Consider the following 14,218-nt stretch of genomic DNA (forward strand, 5'->3'; position numbering starts at 1 on the left):
GGTCCATGTCTACACCGACTGGCTCGTTGCCTTGGCCACGACCACGAACTCAGGTATCCGAATACTCGCTGGGGCCCGCGGGCACGGGCAGACAATGTTTGCCATGGGAGGAAAAGAATCCGCGGCCGCGCCGACAGAGCGCTGCGATGTGTGCGTCGTGGGGGCCGGCATCGCCGGGCTGAACGCGTTGTTCGTCGCCAGTCAATACCTGGCCAGCGACCAGAGAGTGATCCTGGTGGATCGTCGGCCGCGCGTCGGCGGCATGTGGGTCGACACCTATCCGTACGTGAGGTTGCATCAGCCGCATCCGATGTTCACTGCCGGGAACATCGCATGGACTCTCGGCGCAAAACCCGCGCACCTGGCGACCAAAGCCGAGGTGCTCGACCACTTCACCCACTGCCTCGACGTGATCAAGCAGCGGGTGCGAGTCGACGAGTTCTTCGGCTGCACAGTCGAATCCCACGAAGACGCCGATGGGGCAGTGCGCATCGACTGCCGCTCGGTGGACGGCAAGCGTTCGGTGATCGAAGCCAAGCGAATGATCAAGGCCTACGGTTTCCAGGTAACGCCGAATCAACCGCTCGAGCTCTCCAGCGCGCGCGTGCTCTCGGTGTCGCCCGACTACTGCGATATGCGGTGCGAGCAGATGCGCGCCAGTGATGCCCCGGTGTGGGTCATCGGCGGCGGTAAGACCGCGATGGACACCGCGCACGCGTTGATTACCGAATACCCCGGCCGCCAGGTGAATTTGGTGGCGGGCTCGGGCACCTACTTCATGTGCCGGGACCGGCTGCTGCCGACCGGGATCAAGCGATACTGGTCCGGCACGTCGTTCGGCAGACTCGGGCTGGAGATGGCCCGTCGCTACGACGGAACCAACGAGGCAGCGGTCAAGCAGTGGTTCCGCGAAACCTATGGCACCTGGTTGACGCCGGAGACCGGTAACTTCCTCGCCGGTTTGCTTTCCGAATCGGAGAACCAGACGATCGCGGCGGGCCTCGACGACGTGATCATGGACCACCTCGTCGATGTCGTCGACCGCAACGGCAACACCGATCTGGTATTGCGCAGCGGCGCCACCAAGGCGATCCAACCCGGCAGCTGGATCGTGAACTGCACGGGTTACTTCAAGTACCAGGATGCGGCGCCTTACGAGCCGTATGTTTCGTCGAGCGGCGCGGTGCTGTCCATCCAGCCGCGGTCCACCACGCTCCAATTGAGTTCGCTGATGGGGTATTTCATGACGCACCTGCTGATGCAGGACAAGCTCAGCAGTCTTCCGCTGTACGAACTCGATGTGATGGAACTGCGAGAGAAGTCGAACACGGCATTCGCGTTCGCGCTTTTCACGCTCGCGATGTACAACATGGGCCTCATTGCCGGGCAGATCCCGAAGAAGGCGCTGACCGACTGCGGAGTCGACCCGAGCCGCTGGTATCCGCTGCCGCGGCGCATGGCGGACGCGGCGCAGTTCATGCTCGCGGGCCGCCGTGAACGCGAGCACCAACGGCGGACCCTCGACACCGTGCGGGAACGTTTCGGTGTCCGGTGCGGCCCACTGCCTGCTAGTTAGGGTGCGCGGCGAACCACTCCAGCAGCAGGTCGGTGGTCTCATCCGGTGCTTCGTCGACGATCCAGTGTGAAACACCCGTGAGGACCTGCAGCCGATAGTCGGCGTGCACATAGTCGCCGGTGAGTCTCGCGCCCTTCTCCTTCAATGCCATGTCGCCGTCACTCCAGATCAACATCGATGGCACCGCGACAGGACGACTGGCGTCGCGTGCGTTGCCGATCGGCATCGCGCGGTACCAAGCGAGCGCCGCGGTGAGCGCGCCCGGCTCCCTCATGGCCAACGCTTCGGCCTCGGCGAGCTCGCGGGCATGCCCTTCGCGCTGCGCCACCATCCCGCTCAGTGTGAACCCCCGCTTGGAGTGCAACGTGTACCACTCCGGCACTCGAGGCAACTGGTAAAACAGCATGTACCAGGACGCGAGCGCTTGGCGGCTCGTCATCATCGCCTTGTAGAACGCGCCCGGGTGCGGCACCGACAGCGACGTCACGGTGAGCAAGCGGTCGGGATGGAGCTGCGCCACCCGCCACGCGACTGCACCGCCCCAGTCATGGCCGACGAGGTGTACCCGCTCCGCGCCGCTGACGTCGATGAGCGTTCGGATGTCTTCCGCGAGCTCGTCGACGCGGTAGTGCCGTCGGCCTGTCGGCCGCGCGCCGGGGGAGTAGCCGCGTTGTCGAGGGGCCAGACACCGGTACCCCGCCGCGGTCAATCGAGGGGTGATGCGCCGCCACATGATGTTCTGGTTCGGGAAGCCGTGCAGCAGAATTACCACCGGTCCGTCCGCAGGACCCTCGTCGATGACGTCGAACACGAGCGCGCCGCGGCGGAACTGTTCCATCGGCCAACGGTATCGCCGGATCACGCATCGTTACGCTGATCGGTGATGAGCGACAAACACATGTTCAAGGGCTTGGCCACCAAGGCCATCCACGCGGGCTTCCGGCCTGATCCTGGCACCGGTGCCGTCAACGCACCGATCTACGCCAGCTCGACGTTCGCGCAGGACGGCGTCGGCGGCTTACGCGGCGGCTTCGAGTACGCCCGCACCGGCAACCCGACGCGCGCCGCGTTGGAGGCGTCGCTGGCCGCCGTCGAGGAGGCCGCGTTCGGGCGCGCGTTCTCCTCCGGTATGGCCGCCACCGACTGCGTGCTGCGTGCGGTGCTGCGGCCAGGCGATCACGTGGTGATACCCGACGACGCCTACGGCGGCACGTTCCGACTGATCGACAAGGTGTTCACGCAATGGGGAATCGGCTACACGGCGGTGGCGCTGGCCGACCTCGACGCGGTCCGCGCTGCGATTACGCCGCAGACCCGGCTGATCTGGGTGGAGACGCCCACCAACCCGTTGCTTTCGATAGGTGACATCGCCGGGATAGCGCAACTGGCGGCGCCGTCGAACATAAAAGTGTTGGTGGACAACACTTTTGCTTCGCCCGCATTGCAGCAGCCGCTGAGGCTGGGTGCAGACATCGTGCTGCACTCGACCACGAAATACATCGGCGGGCACTCCGACGTGGTGGGCGGGGCCCTGCTGACCAACGACGAGGAACTCGACACCGCGTTCGCGTTCCTGCAAAACGGCGCGGGCGGGGTGCCGGGCCCGTTCGACGCCTACCTGACCATGCGTGGACTCAAGACGCTGGTGCTGCGAATGCGTCAGCACAGCGAAAACGCCATGGCCGTCGCCGAATTCCTCGTCAACCACTCCGCCATCGACTCCGTTCTCTACCCCGGACTGCCCGGCCATCCCGGCCACCAGGTCGCTGCGCGTCAAATGAGCGCGTTCGGCGGCATGGTGTCAGTGCGAATGGCCGGTGGACCGCAGGCAGCTCACGACTTCTGTTCCAAGACAGAGATTTTCATCCTCGCTGAGTCGCTGGGCGGCGTCGAGTCGCTGATCGAGTATCCCGGCGCGATGACGCATGCGTCGACGGCCGGCTCGCAGCTGGAGGTGCCCGACGATCTGGTGCGGCTGTCGGTCGGTGTCGAGGACGCCGCCGACCTGCTGGCGGATCTGGACCAGGCGCTGACCTGAGATCAGGTTTGCGCCGTAACTGCTCTTTGTGTTCCTGTCCACGAACATCGCCGTGCTGTTCGCCGTCCCGAGGTGGGCGCGCAATCGCTAGTCCAGCGCTCCGCGCACGGCTGATGCAGTGATCGCCAGGTTCACCTCGGGCATGGCGGTCGGATACTCGTCGACCCAACTGCCCATTGCGATTTCGCCTGCCCTGGCGTGCACCCAGCGCCAGCCGCGGTCGTTCAGGCTCAGTAGCGCGCCGAGACCGTCGGCGGCGTGCAACAGCGAGATGATCGCCGCGGTCGGCGGCGCGGGCGGTCGCCGGTCGAACAACGCGGCCAGCAGCGCCGAGCGCGCCCGACCGACCCGTTCCCTGTTGGTCAGCGGCCAGGCGTACGGATGGCTGAATCGCTTGGAGGCCAACCGGACCCGGCGGATCTGGCCCATGTATTCCAGATAGTTGGCCAGGTTGTCCTCGGTGTGCTTGGACAGCCGTTTGACCGCAGTGGCGGGGCGCAGGGGCCGTCGCTGCAGCAGTTGGAAGGCGGGCCCAACGACGGGATCCATCGGCCCAGGCGCCCCGAGCGCCAGCAGCCTGCCGGTTTCGACGGGTTCGTCGGCCGTCGCGGGCCGGATTCGGCATGCGTGCGCCAGGTCCAACAGCACCGCGGCCGCGAGCAGACGCTCACGCCGCGGCCGGTCCAGGGCCGGCTGCGCGGACGCGTTGTCCAGCAACAGCAAGAACAGGTCCTCGGCGATCTGGGCCATAGCCCGGACTGTAAACCGCGCGCCGGTGCGACCGCGAATCCAGGGACCGCGGCCGAGCCGCGCAGCTAGGAGTGGTACGGCTCGGCGCTGACCAGGGTCACCTTGACGGTGTTGCCGTTGGGCACCTGATAGCTACGCGTCTCGCCGACCTTCGCGTCGATCAGCGCGCCGCCGAGCGGCGAATTCGGCGAGTACACCTCGAGCTTGCCGTCGGACACGCCTTCCTGGCGGGTGGCGATCAGGAACGTCTCGGTGTCGCTCTTGTCGTCGTCGTAGTAGACCTTGACCACGGAGCCGGGCAGGGCCACGCCGGACTGCTTGGGCGCCTCGCCCACCTTGGCGTTGTTCAACAGCTCCTGCAGCTGGCGGATGCGGGCCTCCTGCTGGCCCTGCTCTTCGCGGGCGGCGTGATATCCGCCGTTCTCCCGAAGATCGCCCTCTTCACGGCGGTCGTTGATCTCGGCCGCGATGACCGGGCGGTTGGCGATCAGCTGATCGAGCTCTGCCTTCAGCCGGTCGTACGCCTCCTGCGTCAACCAGGTGACCTGGGTGTCGGTCATATCGTCGCGCTCCCCTCGTCGTTGCTCTCGCGCGTATTCGCGTAAGAAGTCTCGCTTCTACGGTGCCGGGAGCTGTCTGCGTGTATTGCCACTCACGTGAACGCCTAATCCGCGCACTAAAAGCAGCAATACACGGTCCCAGCAGGAACCGTGTATCGGACTATTCTAGCACCGCCAGGACAACGAATTTTCACGTTCGCGCTGTTCGCTGTTTGTTGCATCGACCCGTGCCGCGTGCTCTATTGGGCCACCAGGTAGGACGGCACATTGGTGCCGCATCCGTATACATCACCGACGACGGGTGGCTTGCTGGTCTTCACCATCGTGGTCACCTGCACGGTTTTCTGTGTCGACGGACCGACCAGCACTTCGCGTCTGCCGACCTCGCTGCCGTCGATCGATCTGGCCCGGACGATGCAGGCCACCGGCCGGCTTGGGTCGTCGCGGGTGACGGTGATCGTCACCTGCGCGGTTCGGTCGTCGACCAGCTGATATCCGCCGAGCTCGCCCTTGACCTCACCGGTGCCGAGTCGCTGTGAAGCGATCACGGCGATGACCACCCCCGCCGCGATCACCAGCACGCCGAGTCCGATGGCGATCCAGCGGCGGTTGCCACCCGACGCCCGCTGCCGCCCGTAACGGGCCGTAGGACGTTCGATCATGTCGTTTTGCATGCCCGTCGCTCGGATAGATCTACTAGGACTGGAACTATAGGGGCACCGGCGATGGTTTAACTGTCTCGGCAATGTCAGCGACCAGGTGATACCAGACCGATACCACACGATCCAGACGATGAGGAACCAGTTGAGTGAACTGCGATTGATGGCGGTGCACGCCCACCCGGACGATGAGTCCAGCAAGGGCGCCGCCACCATGGCCCGCTACGCCGATGAGGGCGTCCGCGTGCTGGTCGTCACGCTCACCGGCGGCGAACGAGGCGACATCCTCAACCCGGCGATGGACCTGCCGGACGTGCACGGCCGCATGGCGGAGATTCGCCGTGACGAGATGGCCAAGGCGGCGGAGATCCTCGGGGTCGAACATCATTGGCTGGGCTTCGTCGACTCGGGGCTGCCCGAGGGTGACCCGCCGCCGCCGCTGCCCGAGGGCTGCCTCGGCGTGGTGCCGCTAGAGGAGCCCGTCGAGGAACTGGTGCGGGTGATCCGCAAGTTCCGGCCGCACGTGATGACCACCTACGACGAGAACGGCGGCTATCCGCATCCGGACCACATCCGCACCCACCAGGTTTCGGTGGCCGCCTATGAGGCCGCAGGCGACTTTCGGCTTTTCCCCGACGCTGGTGAGCCGTGGGATGTGCGCAAGCTGTACTACAACCACGGATTCCTGCGGAAGCGAATGCTACTGCTGCAGGAGGAGTTCGCCAAGCACGGCGAGGAGGGGCCGTTCGAGAAGTGGCTCAAGCACTGGGATGCCGACGACGACGTGTTCGCCAAGAGGGTCACCACCCGAATCGAGTGCGCCAAGTATTTCGCGCAGCGTGACGATGCGTTGCGCGCCCACGCCACCCAAATCGACCCGAACGGCGACTTCTTCCGTGCGCCCATCGAATGGCAGCAAAGGCTGTGGCCCACTGAGGAATACGAGTTGGCGCGGTCGCGGGTGCCGGTGACTCTGCCGGAAACCGACCTGTTCTCCGGGATCGAGCCATGACCGACACGCTGATGCTGGCGGTCAGCCTGCTTGCCGACGATGCGCCTCGCAACACCGGCCCCGACTTCGGGAAGGCCAGCCCGTTCGGGCTGGTCGTCGTCGTGCTTCTGCTCATCGGCACGTTCGTGTTGGTGTGGTCGATGAATCGGCACCTGCGCAAACTACCCAAGTCGTTCGACGAACAGCCACCCGATCAGCCGACTGAGGATCCCAAGAGTGAGTCCGGCGGCTAACACTCTCTCCGAGGCGACCAGCCCGTATCTCCGCCAGCACGCCGGCAATCCGGTGCACTGGCAGCAGTGGACGCCCGACGCGTTGGCGGAGGCCGCGGCCAGAGATGTGCCGATCCTGCTGTCGGTGGGATATGCGGCGTGCCACTGGTGCCACGTGATGGCGCACGAGTCGTTCGAGGACGAACAGGTCGCCGCGGTGATGAACGACGGCTTCGTCAACATCAAAGTCGACCGCGAGGAACGGCCCGACCTCGACGCGGTCTACATGAACGCCACCGTCGCGCTGACCGGGCAGGGCGGCTGGCCGATGACATGCTTCCTGACCCCCGACGGCAGGCCGTTCTTCTGTGGCACCTACTACCCGAAACCGAATTTCCTGCAACTGCTGGCCGCCGTCACGGAGACCTGGAAGACCAGGCGCGGTGACGTCGAAGAAGCGTCCGACCGGATCACCGGCGAGTTGCGGTCGATGGCCGCCGCGCTGCCGGGTGGTGGGCCGCCGGTGCAACCCGCGCTGTGTGACCACGCCGTGGCCTCGGCCCTGCAGGACGCGGACGTCGAGCGCGGCGGATTCGGGGGAGCGCCGAAGTTCCCGCCATCAGCGCTTCTGGAGGCGCTGCTGCGCAACCACGAACGCACCGGCGACGCGCTGCCGCTGGAGACGGTGGAGCGAACCTGCACCGCGATGGCGCGCGGCGGCATCTACGACCAACTGGCGGGCGGCTTCGCCCGCTACAGCGTCGACGCGTCGTGGGTGGTTCCGCACTTCGAGAAGATGCTCTACGACAACGCCTTGCTGCTCCGGGTCTATTCGCACTGGGCGCGTCGCAGCGGTGACGCGTTGGCGCGCAGGGTCACCGAGCAGACTGCGCGGTTCATCATCGACGACCTCGGCGCCGATGGCATGTTCACCTCGTCGCTGGACGCGGACGCCGACGGTCGGGAAGGCCTTACCTACGTCTGGACGCCCGCGCAGCTGCGCGAGGTGCTGGGCGATGACGACGGCCGTTGGGCCGCAGTACTTTTCAACGTGACGGGCGAAGGCACGTTCGAACACGGCAGTTCGGTGCTGCAACTGCTTGCCGATCCGGACGACACCATGCGGTTCGAACGGGTGCGCGCCCAATTGCTGACCGCGCGGCTGACCCGGCCGCAACCCGGCCGCGACGACAAGGTCGTCACCGCGTGGAACGGGTTGGCGATCACGGCGCTCTGTGAGGCGAGCGTGGCGCTGGGCCGTCGCGAATTCCTCGACGCCGCAACGCGATGCGCGCGATCCCTGCTCGACCTGCACATCGTCGACGGCCGGCTGCGTCGGGCCAGTCTCGGTGGCCGGGTGGGGGAGAGCGCGGCGATCCTCGAGGATCACGCGGCGCTCGCGACCGGCCTGTTGACGCTGTTTCAACTCGACGGCGACGGGTCGTGGCTGGACGCGGCGACGGGTCTGCTCGATCTCGCCCTTGACCACTTCGCAGGCGACGACGGCCGCTGGTTCGACACCGCAGACGACGCCGAACAGTTGATGGTGCGGCCCGCCGACCCGCTCGACGGGGCCACCCCGTCGGGGGCTTCGACGATCGCGGAGGCGCTGCAGTTGGCGGCGCACGTGGCGCCGCGGCCGGACCGCTACGCTGCAGCGGCCGACGCCACGCTGGCCAGCGCGACACAGATCCTGGCGCGGCTGCCGCGCTCGGGCGGGCACTGGCTCGCGGTCGCCGAGGCCGCGGTGCGAGGGCCGATCCAGATTGCGGTGGCCTGCGAGCCGGAGAACTCGGAATTACTCACGGCGGCAAGGCAATTGGCACCTGGTGGGGCGATCGTCGTCGGCGGCCCGGTGAATTCCTCGGAACTGCTGCTCGATCGTGACCGGGTGGGCGGCGCCGACGCTGCCTACGTCTGCCGCGGCCGGGTATGCGGCCTGCCTGTCACGACTATTGCCGAATTGACGGCGGCGCTGCGGTAGCGTCTCGGCCATGTCGAGCCCTGAAGACAACGCCAAGACCGTCAACCGATATCTGGAAACTCTGTCGCAGGGGCAGCCCGACGACATCGCCGCCCTCTACGCCGACGACGCCACCGTCGAGGATCCTGTCGGCGGCGAGGTGCACATCGGCCGCGAGGCGATCCGCGGGTTCTACACGACCGTCGAGGGCGCCAACAGCACCAGCGAAATCGTGATGCTGCGCACGCTCGGCAATGAGGCCGCCTTCTTGTGGAAGCTGCACATTCACGGCATCACCATCGAGATCATCAGCACGATGACGTTCGACGACGAGGGCAAGATCGCCTCGATGAAGGCCTACTGGGGACCGGACAACATCACCAAGGACTAGAAGACGGCGAACCACATCGCGATGTAGTGGCAGATCGCCGCGACCGCGGTGCAGGCGTGGAAGAATTCGTGGTGGCCGAACGTCGTCGGCCACGGGTTGGGCCACTTCAGCGCGTACAGCACACCGCCGATGCTGTACAGCGCGCCGCCGACGATCAACAACACCAACGCCGCGACGCCCGCGCCGTCCATGATGGGTCCGACGAACCACGCCGCGACCCAGCCCAACAAGATGTACAGCGGCACACCGACCCAGCGCGGGGCCGACGGCCAGAACATCTTCAGCAGCGCTCCCGCGATCGCGCCGCCCCACACGATCCAGAACAACACCCAACCGCTGCGCTCCGGCAGCGCCAGCAGCGCGAACGGGGTGTAACTGCCCGCGATGAAGATGAAGATCATGGAGTGGTCGGCCCGCTTCATCCACTTGCGGGCGCTCTTGGACTTCCAGTTCACCCGGTGGTACGTGCCGCTGACGGCGAACATGGCCACGATCGTGAAGGTGTAGAGCAGGGTCGCGAGCCCGGCCCTCGTCGACTCGACCGACCACGACACCGACACCAGCGCGGCACCGGCGATGAACGCGATGACGGCCGAGTAGACGTGAATCCAGCCGCGCGCCCGCGGCTTGCCGAGAACTTTCTCGACGTGGTCTACGACAGCCTCGGGCAGGTCCTCGGCGTACACGCGCGGCGGCTGTTGCTGCGCCTCGTCGGCGGTGTCGATCTGCGCCATGTCACCTCCAGCAATGCCGTGGGGGTCTACCACCGAAACAGTAGTCTGGATCCTCGTGGACATCATTCCTCCCGGTCTCAAGGAACCGATGTACCGCCTCTACGAGATGCGGTTACGTCAAGGACTGGCGTCCTCGAAATCTGAACTGCCCCGCCACATCGCGGTGCTCTGCGACGGTAACCGACGATGGGCGCGTGACGCGGGTCACGATGACGTCAGCTACGGCTACCGGATGGGCGCCCGCAAGATCGCCGAGATGCTGCGCTGGTGCCAGGAAACCGGCATCGAGATGGCGACCGTCTACCTGCTGTCCACGGAGAATTTGCAGCGCGATAAGGACGAGCTGGCGTCGCTCATCGAGATCATCACCGATGTCACCGAGGAGATCTGCGCGCCCGCCAACCGGTGGAGCGTGCGCACGGTCGGCGATCTCGAGCTGATCGGCGAGGAGCCGGCGCGCCGGCTGCGTGAAGCCGTCGAGTCCACCAACGGCAACGGCAGCGGGTTTCACGTCAACCTCGCCGTCGGCTACGGCGGCCGCCAGGAGATCGTCGACGGCGTGCGCCAACTGCTCAGTAAGCAGTTGGCCAACGGCGCCACCGGCGAGCAGCTGATCGAAGCCGTCACCATCGACGCGATCTCGGAGAACCTCTACACCTCCGGGCAGCCCGATCCCGATTTGGTGATCCGCACCTCAGGCGAGCAGCGGCTGTCCGGCTTCCTGCTGTGGCAGAGCGCCTACTCCGAGATGTGGTTCACCGAGGCGTACTGGCCGGAGTTCCGCCGCGTCGACTTTCTTCGCGCACTGCGCGATTACACCGCCCGTCACCGCCGGTACGGGATGTAATCGGCTCGGCCGATGTGGCGTGTAGTGCCACACTTGAGCCATGGCTGCGCTGTCAGCGGTGGTTTTCGCGCTCAGCTGGTGGTTGGGCCTGTACCTGCTGGCCCGTGATCCACGTAAACCCGTTCTCGTGCTGGCCGCCATCGGGTTGACCAGTTTCGCGTCCGTGGTCGCGCTCGATGCCGTTCGGCTGGTGAGCGATTCGGAGTTGTTGAGCAGCGTCGAGGTCTACCTCGTCGTGGTGCCAGGCATCGCGTGGTTCGCGGTGCTGCTGGAGATGTCGCGTCCGAGTGACACCTGGCGCGGCAGGGCGGGGGAAATCGCGCTGGTGGCCGGCGTCGCGGCGGTTGCGTTCGTCGGGGCGGTGTTGGCGGGCAACGTCGACGGCCCGCTGCGGGTGGGGCACTGGGTGATGTTCGCCGCTGTCTCGTTGTCGTCGTTGGGCGCGATGCTGCGTGCGGTGTTCGGTCCGTGGCAGCCGCGGCCCGTCGTCGGCTACCTCGTGGTCGCGACGCTGTTCTTCGCGCTGGGCAACGCGATCCTGGTCATCCCGCTCGGGCTGGTGCCCAGCTGGTTGGCGCTGGCGTCAACGGGATTCGACGTCGCGCTGCTGGGGTTGGCGGTCGCGATGTGGGACGCGTTCGATGAGGGCCAGGCGTTGCGGGCCGACATGCTGCGGTCGTTCGCGGCGACGGGCGTTGTCGCGGTGTTGTTCGGCGGCCAACTGTTGATCGGGCTGGCGGTGTCGCACGGCCAGACCGCGCTGACGGTGCTGCTGTTCACCAGCCTCGGCGTGGCGATCGTGATCAACGTGCTTGCCGATCCGCTGGCCGGGCTGCTCGACCGGGTCACGTTCTCCCGCTCGCCTGGGCTGCGGGCCGACCGTGCCGCGCTGCGGGAGGCGGAGGCCGCATTGCCGCGACGGTCGGCCAGCCCCCTGGACGGCATCGACGATGAGACGTTCGTCCGGCTCACCCGCCGCGCGCTCGGCCATTACGGAGACTTGTCGAAGCTGGTCGCCAGCCCGCTGACCGCGCTGCCGATCATCGACGAGCGACTGGCCGAACGCGGCGCACCCGACGCGCCGCTGGAGAGGGCCAACGAACTGAAGGCCTTGCTGGCCGACCGCATCGCCCGACTCAAGCCGCGCGACGGCGGCGACTTCGGCACCACCGAGCAGTGGCGGCACTACAACTCGCTGTACTTCCCGTACGTCGTCGGGGTGCGCGCCTACGCGCAGAACGCCACCGCCACCGGGTTGGACCCGGTCGCGCGGCAAGCCTGGCAGTGGTTCGCCACGGAGGTGCCGCAGCGGTCACTGCACAACTGGCAGAACGCCGCGGCGCGGCTGATCGCCGCGGATCTGCGCGGCAACCTGGTGGCCGTAAAAGAGGCCTGACTCAGGTTTGACAGGTCGCTCTCCTCGGGCTCGTTCCTCGCACGTATCGTCGCTGACTCTGCTTTTCAGGTCGCTCCTCCTCGGGCTCGTTCCTCGCCCGCATCGTCGCTGACCTGCGGTTGGCAGTAGCTGGCAGCGATCGGCGTCGATCTGGCAGCAGCTTCTGAGCAATCTCAGGGCCATGACCGCAATCAACACCCAACCGGTCCGGGAAACGCAAACCGATGTCGCCGCCGCTGGTGCTCCAGGCGATTCTCTACTGCGTTTCGCCCTTCGCGCCGACGCGACACTGTGCGGCGGACTTGGCTTGCTGGTCGCGATGGCGGCCGATCCGCTGTCCCGGCTGTCCGGCCTGTCGTCCACATCGGAGTTCATCGGGGGCACCGCGTTGGTGATCTACGGCGCGGCGCTGTACATGGCCGCCGGCCTGCCCGACGTCCGCCGCGTCGGTGTCGCAGTGCTGGCCGGAAACGTGGCGTTCGCGATCCTCGTCACCGTCGTGCTGATCGCGGGGTGGCTGCCGCTGACCGAATTCGGCGTCATCGCGACGATCGCGTTCACCGTTGCCACCCTCGGCTTCGCCTACGCCCAATACCTCGGAGTGCGCCGTCTTGCGTGACTCCCGCATGACTGGGTCCGGAGCCGCCGTTGTAAGAGGTTGCGGCGTCGGCTCCGGAACCGGTACCACCCAACAAGAGAGGAAGTTTCATGACCGCCATCACCACGCCCAAGCTGCGTCAGTCCAACGACTCATTCCTGCGCTTCGCCCTGCGGGCCGATGCGACCTGCAGCGGGCTCATGGGCATCGCCGGAATCCCGCTCGCAGGCCGGCTCGCCGAGCTGTCCGGTACCACAAAGGCATTCGAATACTCCGTGAGCGCCTTCTTCATCGCGTTCGCGGTGGGCGTTTTTGCAGTCGCCGCACGACCGTCGGTGAAACGACCGGGCATCGTGATCGCCGTCGGCAATCTGCTCTACACCGTCGCGAGCGTCGTCTTCGTGCTCGCCGACGTGTTTCCGTTGACGGTCACGGGCATCGTGCTCACCCTCGCGACCGGTGTCTACACGCTGGTGATGGCCGAACTGCAGTACACCGGCTGGCGCCGCGCCAAGGCTTGATCGCCCAGTGGCCACTCGATGCCTAGAGCTTGCGCAGCCGCAGCCTGTTGATCGCGTGGTCGGCGTCCTTACGCAACACCAGCGTTGCCCGCGGTCGGGTAGGCAAGATGTTCTCAATAAGGTTGGGGCGGTTGATCGAATGCCAGATGTCGCGAGCCGCGAACACCGCGGCGTCGTCGGTCAGGGTGGCGTAGTGGTGGAAGTGTGAAGCCGGATCGGCGAACGCGGTCGTCCGCAGCCCGAGGAACCGGTTGATGTACCACTGCTCGATGTCCTCGATACGTGCGTCGACGTACACCGAGAAGTCGAACAGGTCCGACACCATCAGCGCCGGTCCGGTCTGCAAGACGTTGAGGCCCTCGAGGATCAGGATGTCCGGATGCATGACGAGCTGCTTTTCGCCCGGCACGATGTCGTAGAGCAGATGCGAGTACACCGGCGCGCACACTTTGTCGGCGCCCGACTTCACGGCCGTGACGAAGCGCATCAGTGCGCGTCGGTCGTAGCTTTCGGGAAAACCCTTGCGATGCATCAGGTTTCGACGGCCCAGCTCGGCATTGGGGTACAGGAAGCCGTCGGTGGTGACAAGGTCGACGCGGGTATGGTGTTCGAAGCGGGCCAGAAGTGCTTGCAGGACACGGGCCGTCGTGGACTTGCCGACGGCGACGCTGCCCGCAACGCCGATGATGAACGGCACCGGCCGGTTCGGGTTCTGCTGGGGCTCGCCGAGGAACTCGGCGGTCGCGGCGAACAGTCGCTGACGCGCCGCCACTTGGAGGTGGATCAGCCGGGCCAGCGGCAGGTAGACCTCTTCGACCTCGAGTAGGTCGAGTTTCTCGCCAAGACCGCGCAGTTGCAGCACTTCGTCTTCGGTCAGCTTCATCGGCGTCGACATGCGCAGTGCGCGCCATTGACTCCGGTCGAACTCCACGTAGGGGCTCGGCTCGCTCAGCCGCGGCAT

Annotated in this window: 16 protein-coding genes; 10 read left to right on the plus strand and 6 right to left on the minus strand. The window is 66.3% G+C overall.

The annotated features are described in order from the left end of the window. The first annotated feature begins 103 nt into the window (after positions 1-103). Positions 104-1,576: an FAD-dependent oxidoreductase gene (locus ACGFK1_RS09900; protein WP_393428084.1), complete on the plus strand. Its 1,473-nt coding sequence runs from the start codon at positions 104-106 to the stop codon at positions 1,574-1,576. Here the strand turns inward: ACGFK1_RS09900 and ACGFK1_RS09905 are convergent. Further along, complete coding sequence (locus ACGFK1_RS09905) at positions 1,569-2,414, minus strand: alpha/beta fold hydrolase (RefSeq protein WP_393428085.1); 846 nt, start codon at positions 2,412-2,414, stop codon at positions 1,569-1,571. The genes ACGFK1_RS09900 and ACGFK1_RS09905 overlap by 8 nt on opposite strands. Positions 2,415-2,459: 45 nt before the next feature. On the opposite strand from ACGFK1_RS09905, the gene ACGFK1_RS09910 reads away from it, so the two are divergent. Beyond that, positions 2,460-3,614, plus strand: coding sequence for a cystathionine gamma-synthase (locus tag ACGFK1_RS09910; protein ID WP_393428086.1), 1,155 nt, complete (start codon positions 2,460-2,462; stop codon positions 3,612-3,614). Between the two features lie 87 nt (positions 3,615-3,701). On the opposite strand, the gene ACGFK1_RS09915 is transcribed toward ACGFK1_RS09910, so the two are convergent. The 3 genes from ACGFK1_RS09915 to ACGFK1_RS09925 form a co-directional block, all read right to left on the minus strand. Further along, positions 3,702-4,364: a GPP34 family phosphoprotein gene (locus ACGFK1_RS09915; RefSeq protein ID WP_393428087.1), complete on the minus strand. Its 663-nt coding sequence runs from the start codon at positions 4,362-4,364 to the stop codon at positions 3,702-3,704. A gap of 65 nt (positions 4,365-4,429) precedes the next feature. Beyond that, complete coding sequence (gene greA, locus ACGFK1_RS09920) at positions 4,430-4,924, minus strand: transcription elongation factor GreA (RefSeq protein ID WP_015308864.1); 495 nt, start codon at positions 4,922-4,924, stop codon at positions 4,430-4,432. 239 nt (positions 4,925-5,163) lie between these two features. Then, the gene (locus ACGFK1_RS09925; protein ID WP_393428088.1) at positions 5,164-5,586 is read right to left on the minus strand and encodes a DUF4307 domain-containing protein; all 423 of its coding nucleotides are present in this window, start codon (positions 5,584-5,586) and stop codon (positions 5,164-5,166) included. 142 nt (positions 5,587-5,728) lie between these two features. Between ACGFK1_RS09925 and mca the strand changes: the two genes are divergently transcribed. From mca to ACGFK1_RS09945, 4 genes are read left to right on the plus strand one after another with little or no spacing between them, the layout of a single operon-like run. Beyond that, positions 5,729-6,595, plus strand: coding sequence for a mycothiol conjugate amidase Mca (gene mca / locus ACGFK1_RS09930; protein WP_393428458.1), 867 nt, complete (start codon positions 5,729-5,731; stop codon positions 6,593-6,595). Next, a complete protein-coding gene (locus tag ACGFK1_RS09935) occupies positions 6,592-6,828 on the plus strand; it encodes a hypothetical protein (protein WP_393428089.1) in 237 nt (78 codons plus the stop codon). Before mca ends, ACGFK1_RS09935 begins: the two co-directional genes overlap by 4 nt. Continuing rightward, entirely contained in the window at positions 6,812-8,791 is a 1,980-nt protein-coding gene (locus ACGFK1_RS09940) for a thioredoxin domain-containing protein (protein WP_393428090.1), read from the plus strand. Before ACGFK1_RS09935 ends, ACGFK1_RS09940 begins: the two co-directional genes overlap by 17 nt. A 10-nt stretch (positions 8,792-8,801) precedes the next feature. After that, entirely contained in the window at positions 8,802-9,161 is a 360-nt protein-coding gene (locus ACGFK1_RS09945; protein WP_393428091.1) for a nuclear transport factor 2 family protein, read from the plus strand. On the opposite strand, the gene ACGFK1_RS09950 is transcribed toward ACGFK1_RS09945, so the two are convergent. Further along, on the minus strand, positions 9,158-9,895 hold the full coding sequence (locus tag ACGFK1_RS09950) for a hemolysin III family protein (RefSeq protein ID WP_393428092.1): 738 nt from the start codon (positions 9,893-9,895) through the stop codon (positions 9,158-9,160). The two genes, ACGFK1_RS09945 and ACGFK1_RS09950, sit on opposite strands and share 4 nt — an antisense overlap. Before the next feature lie 55 nt (positions 9,896-9,950). On the opposite strand from ACGFK1_RS09950, the gene ACGFK1_RS09955 reads away from it, so the two are divergent. The 4 genes from ACGFK1_RS09955 to ACGFK1_RS09970 all read left to right on the plus strand — a co-directional run bounded on the left by ACGFK1_RS09955 (position 9,951) and on the right by ACGFK1_RS09970 (position 13,257). Next, entirely contained in the window at positions 9,951-10,742 is a 792-nt protein-coding gene (locus ACGFK1_RS09955; protein ID WP_393428093.1) for a (2Z,6E)-farnesyl diphosphate synthase, read from the plus strand. A gap of 40 nt (positions 10,743-10,782) precedes the next feature. After that, positions 10,783-12,138, plus strand: coding sequence for a hypothetical protein (locus ACGFK1_RS09960; protein ID WP_393428094.1), 1,356 nt, complete (start codon positions 10,783-10,785; stop codon positions 12,136-12,138). A 181-nt stretch (positions 12,139-12,319) separates the two neighbouring features. Beyond that, a complete protein-coding gene (locus ACGFK1_RS09965) occupies positions 12,320-12,757 on the plus strand; it encodes a hypothetical protein (RefSeq protein WP_393428095.1) in 438 nt (145 codons plus the stop codon). Between the two features lie 89 nt (positions 12,758-12,846). Continuing rightward, entirely contained in the window at positions 12,847-13,257 is a 411-nt protein-coding gene (locus ACGFK1_RS09970) for a hypothetical protein (RefSeq protein ID WP_393428096.1), read from the plus strand. A 22-nt stretch (positions 13,258-13,279) separates the two neighbouring features. Here the strand turns inward: ACGFK1_RS09970 and coaA are convergent, their stop codons facing one another. Then, positions 13,280-14,218: a type I pantothenate kinase gene (coaA, locus tag ACGFK1_RS09975; protein WP_393428097.1), complete on the minus strand. Its 939-nt coding sequence runs from the start codon at positions 14,216-14,218 to the stop codon at positions 13,280-13,282.

The organism is Mycobacterium sp. NPDC048908, from assembly GCF_043197955.1.
In the GTDB taxonomy this organism is placed as follows: Bacteria; Actinomycetota; Actinomycetes; order Mycobacteriales; family Mycobacteriaceae; genus Mycobacterium.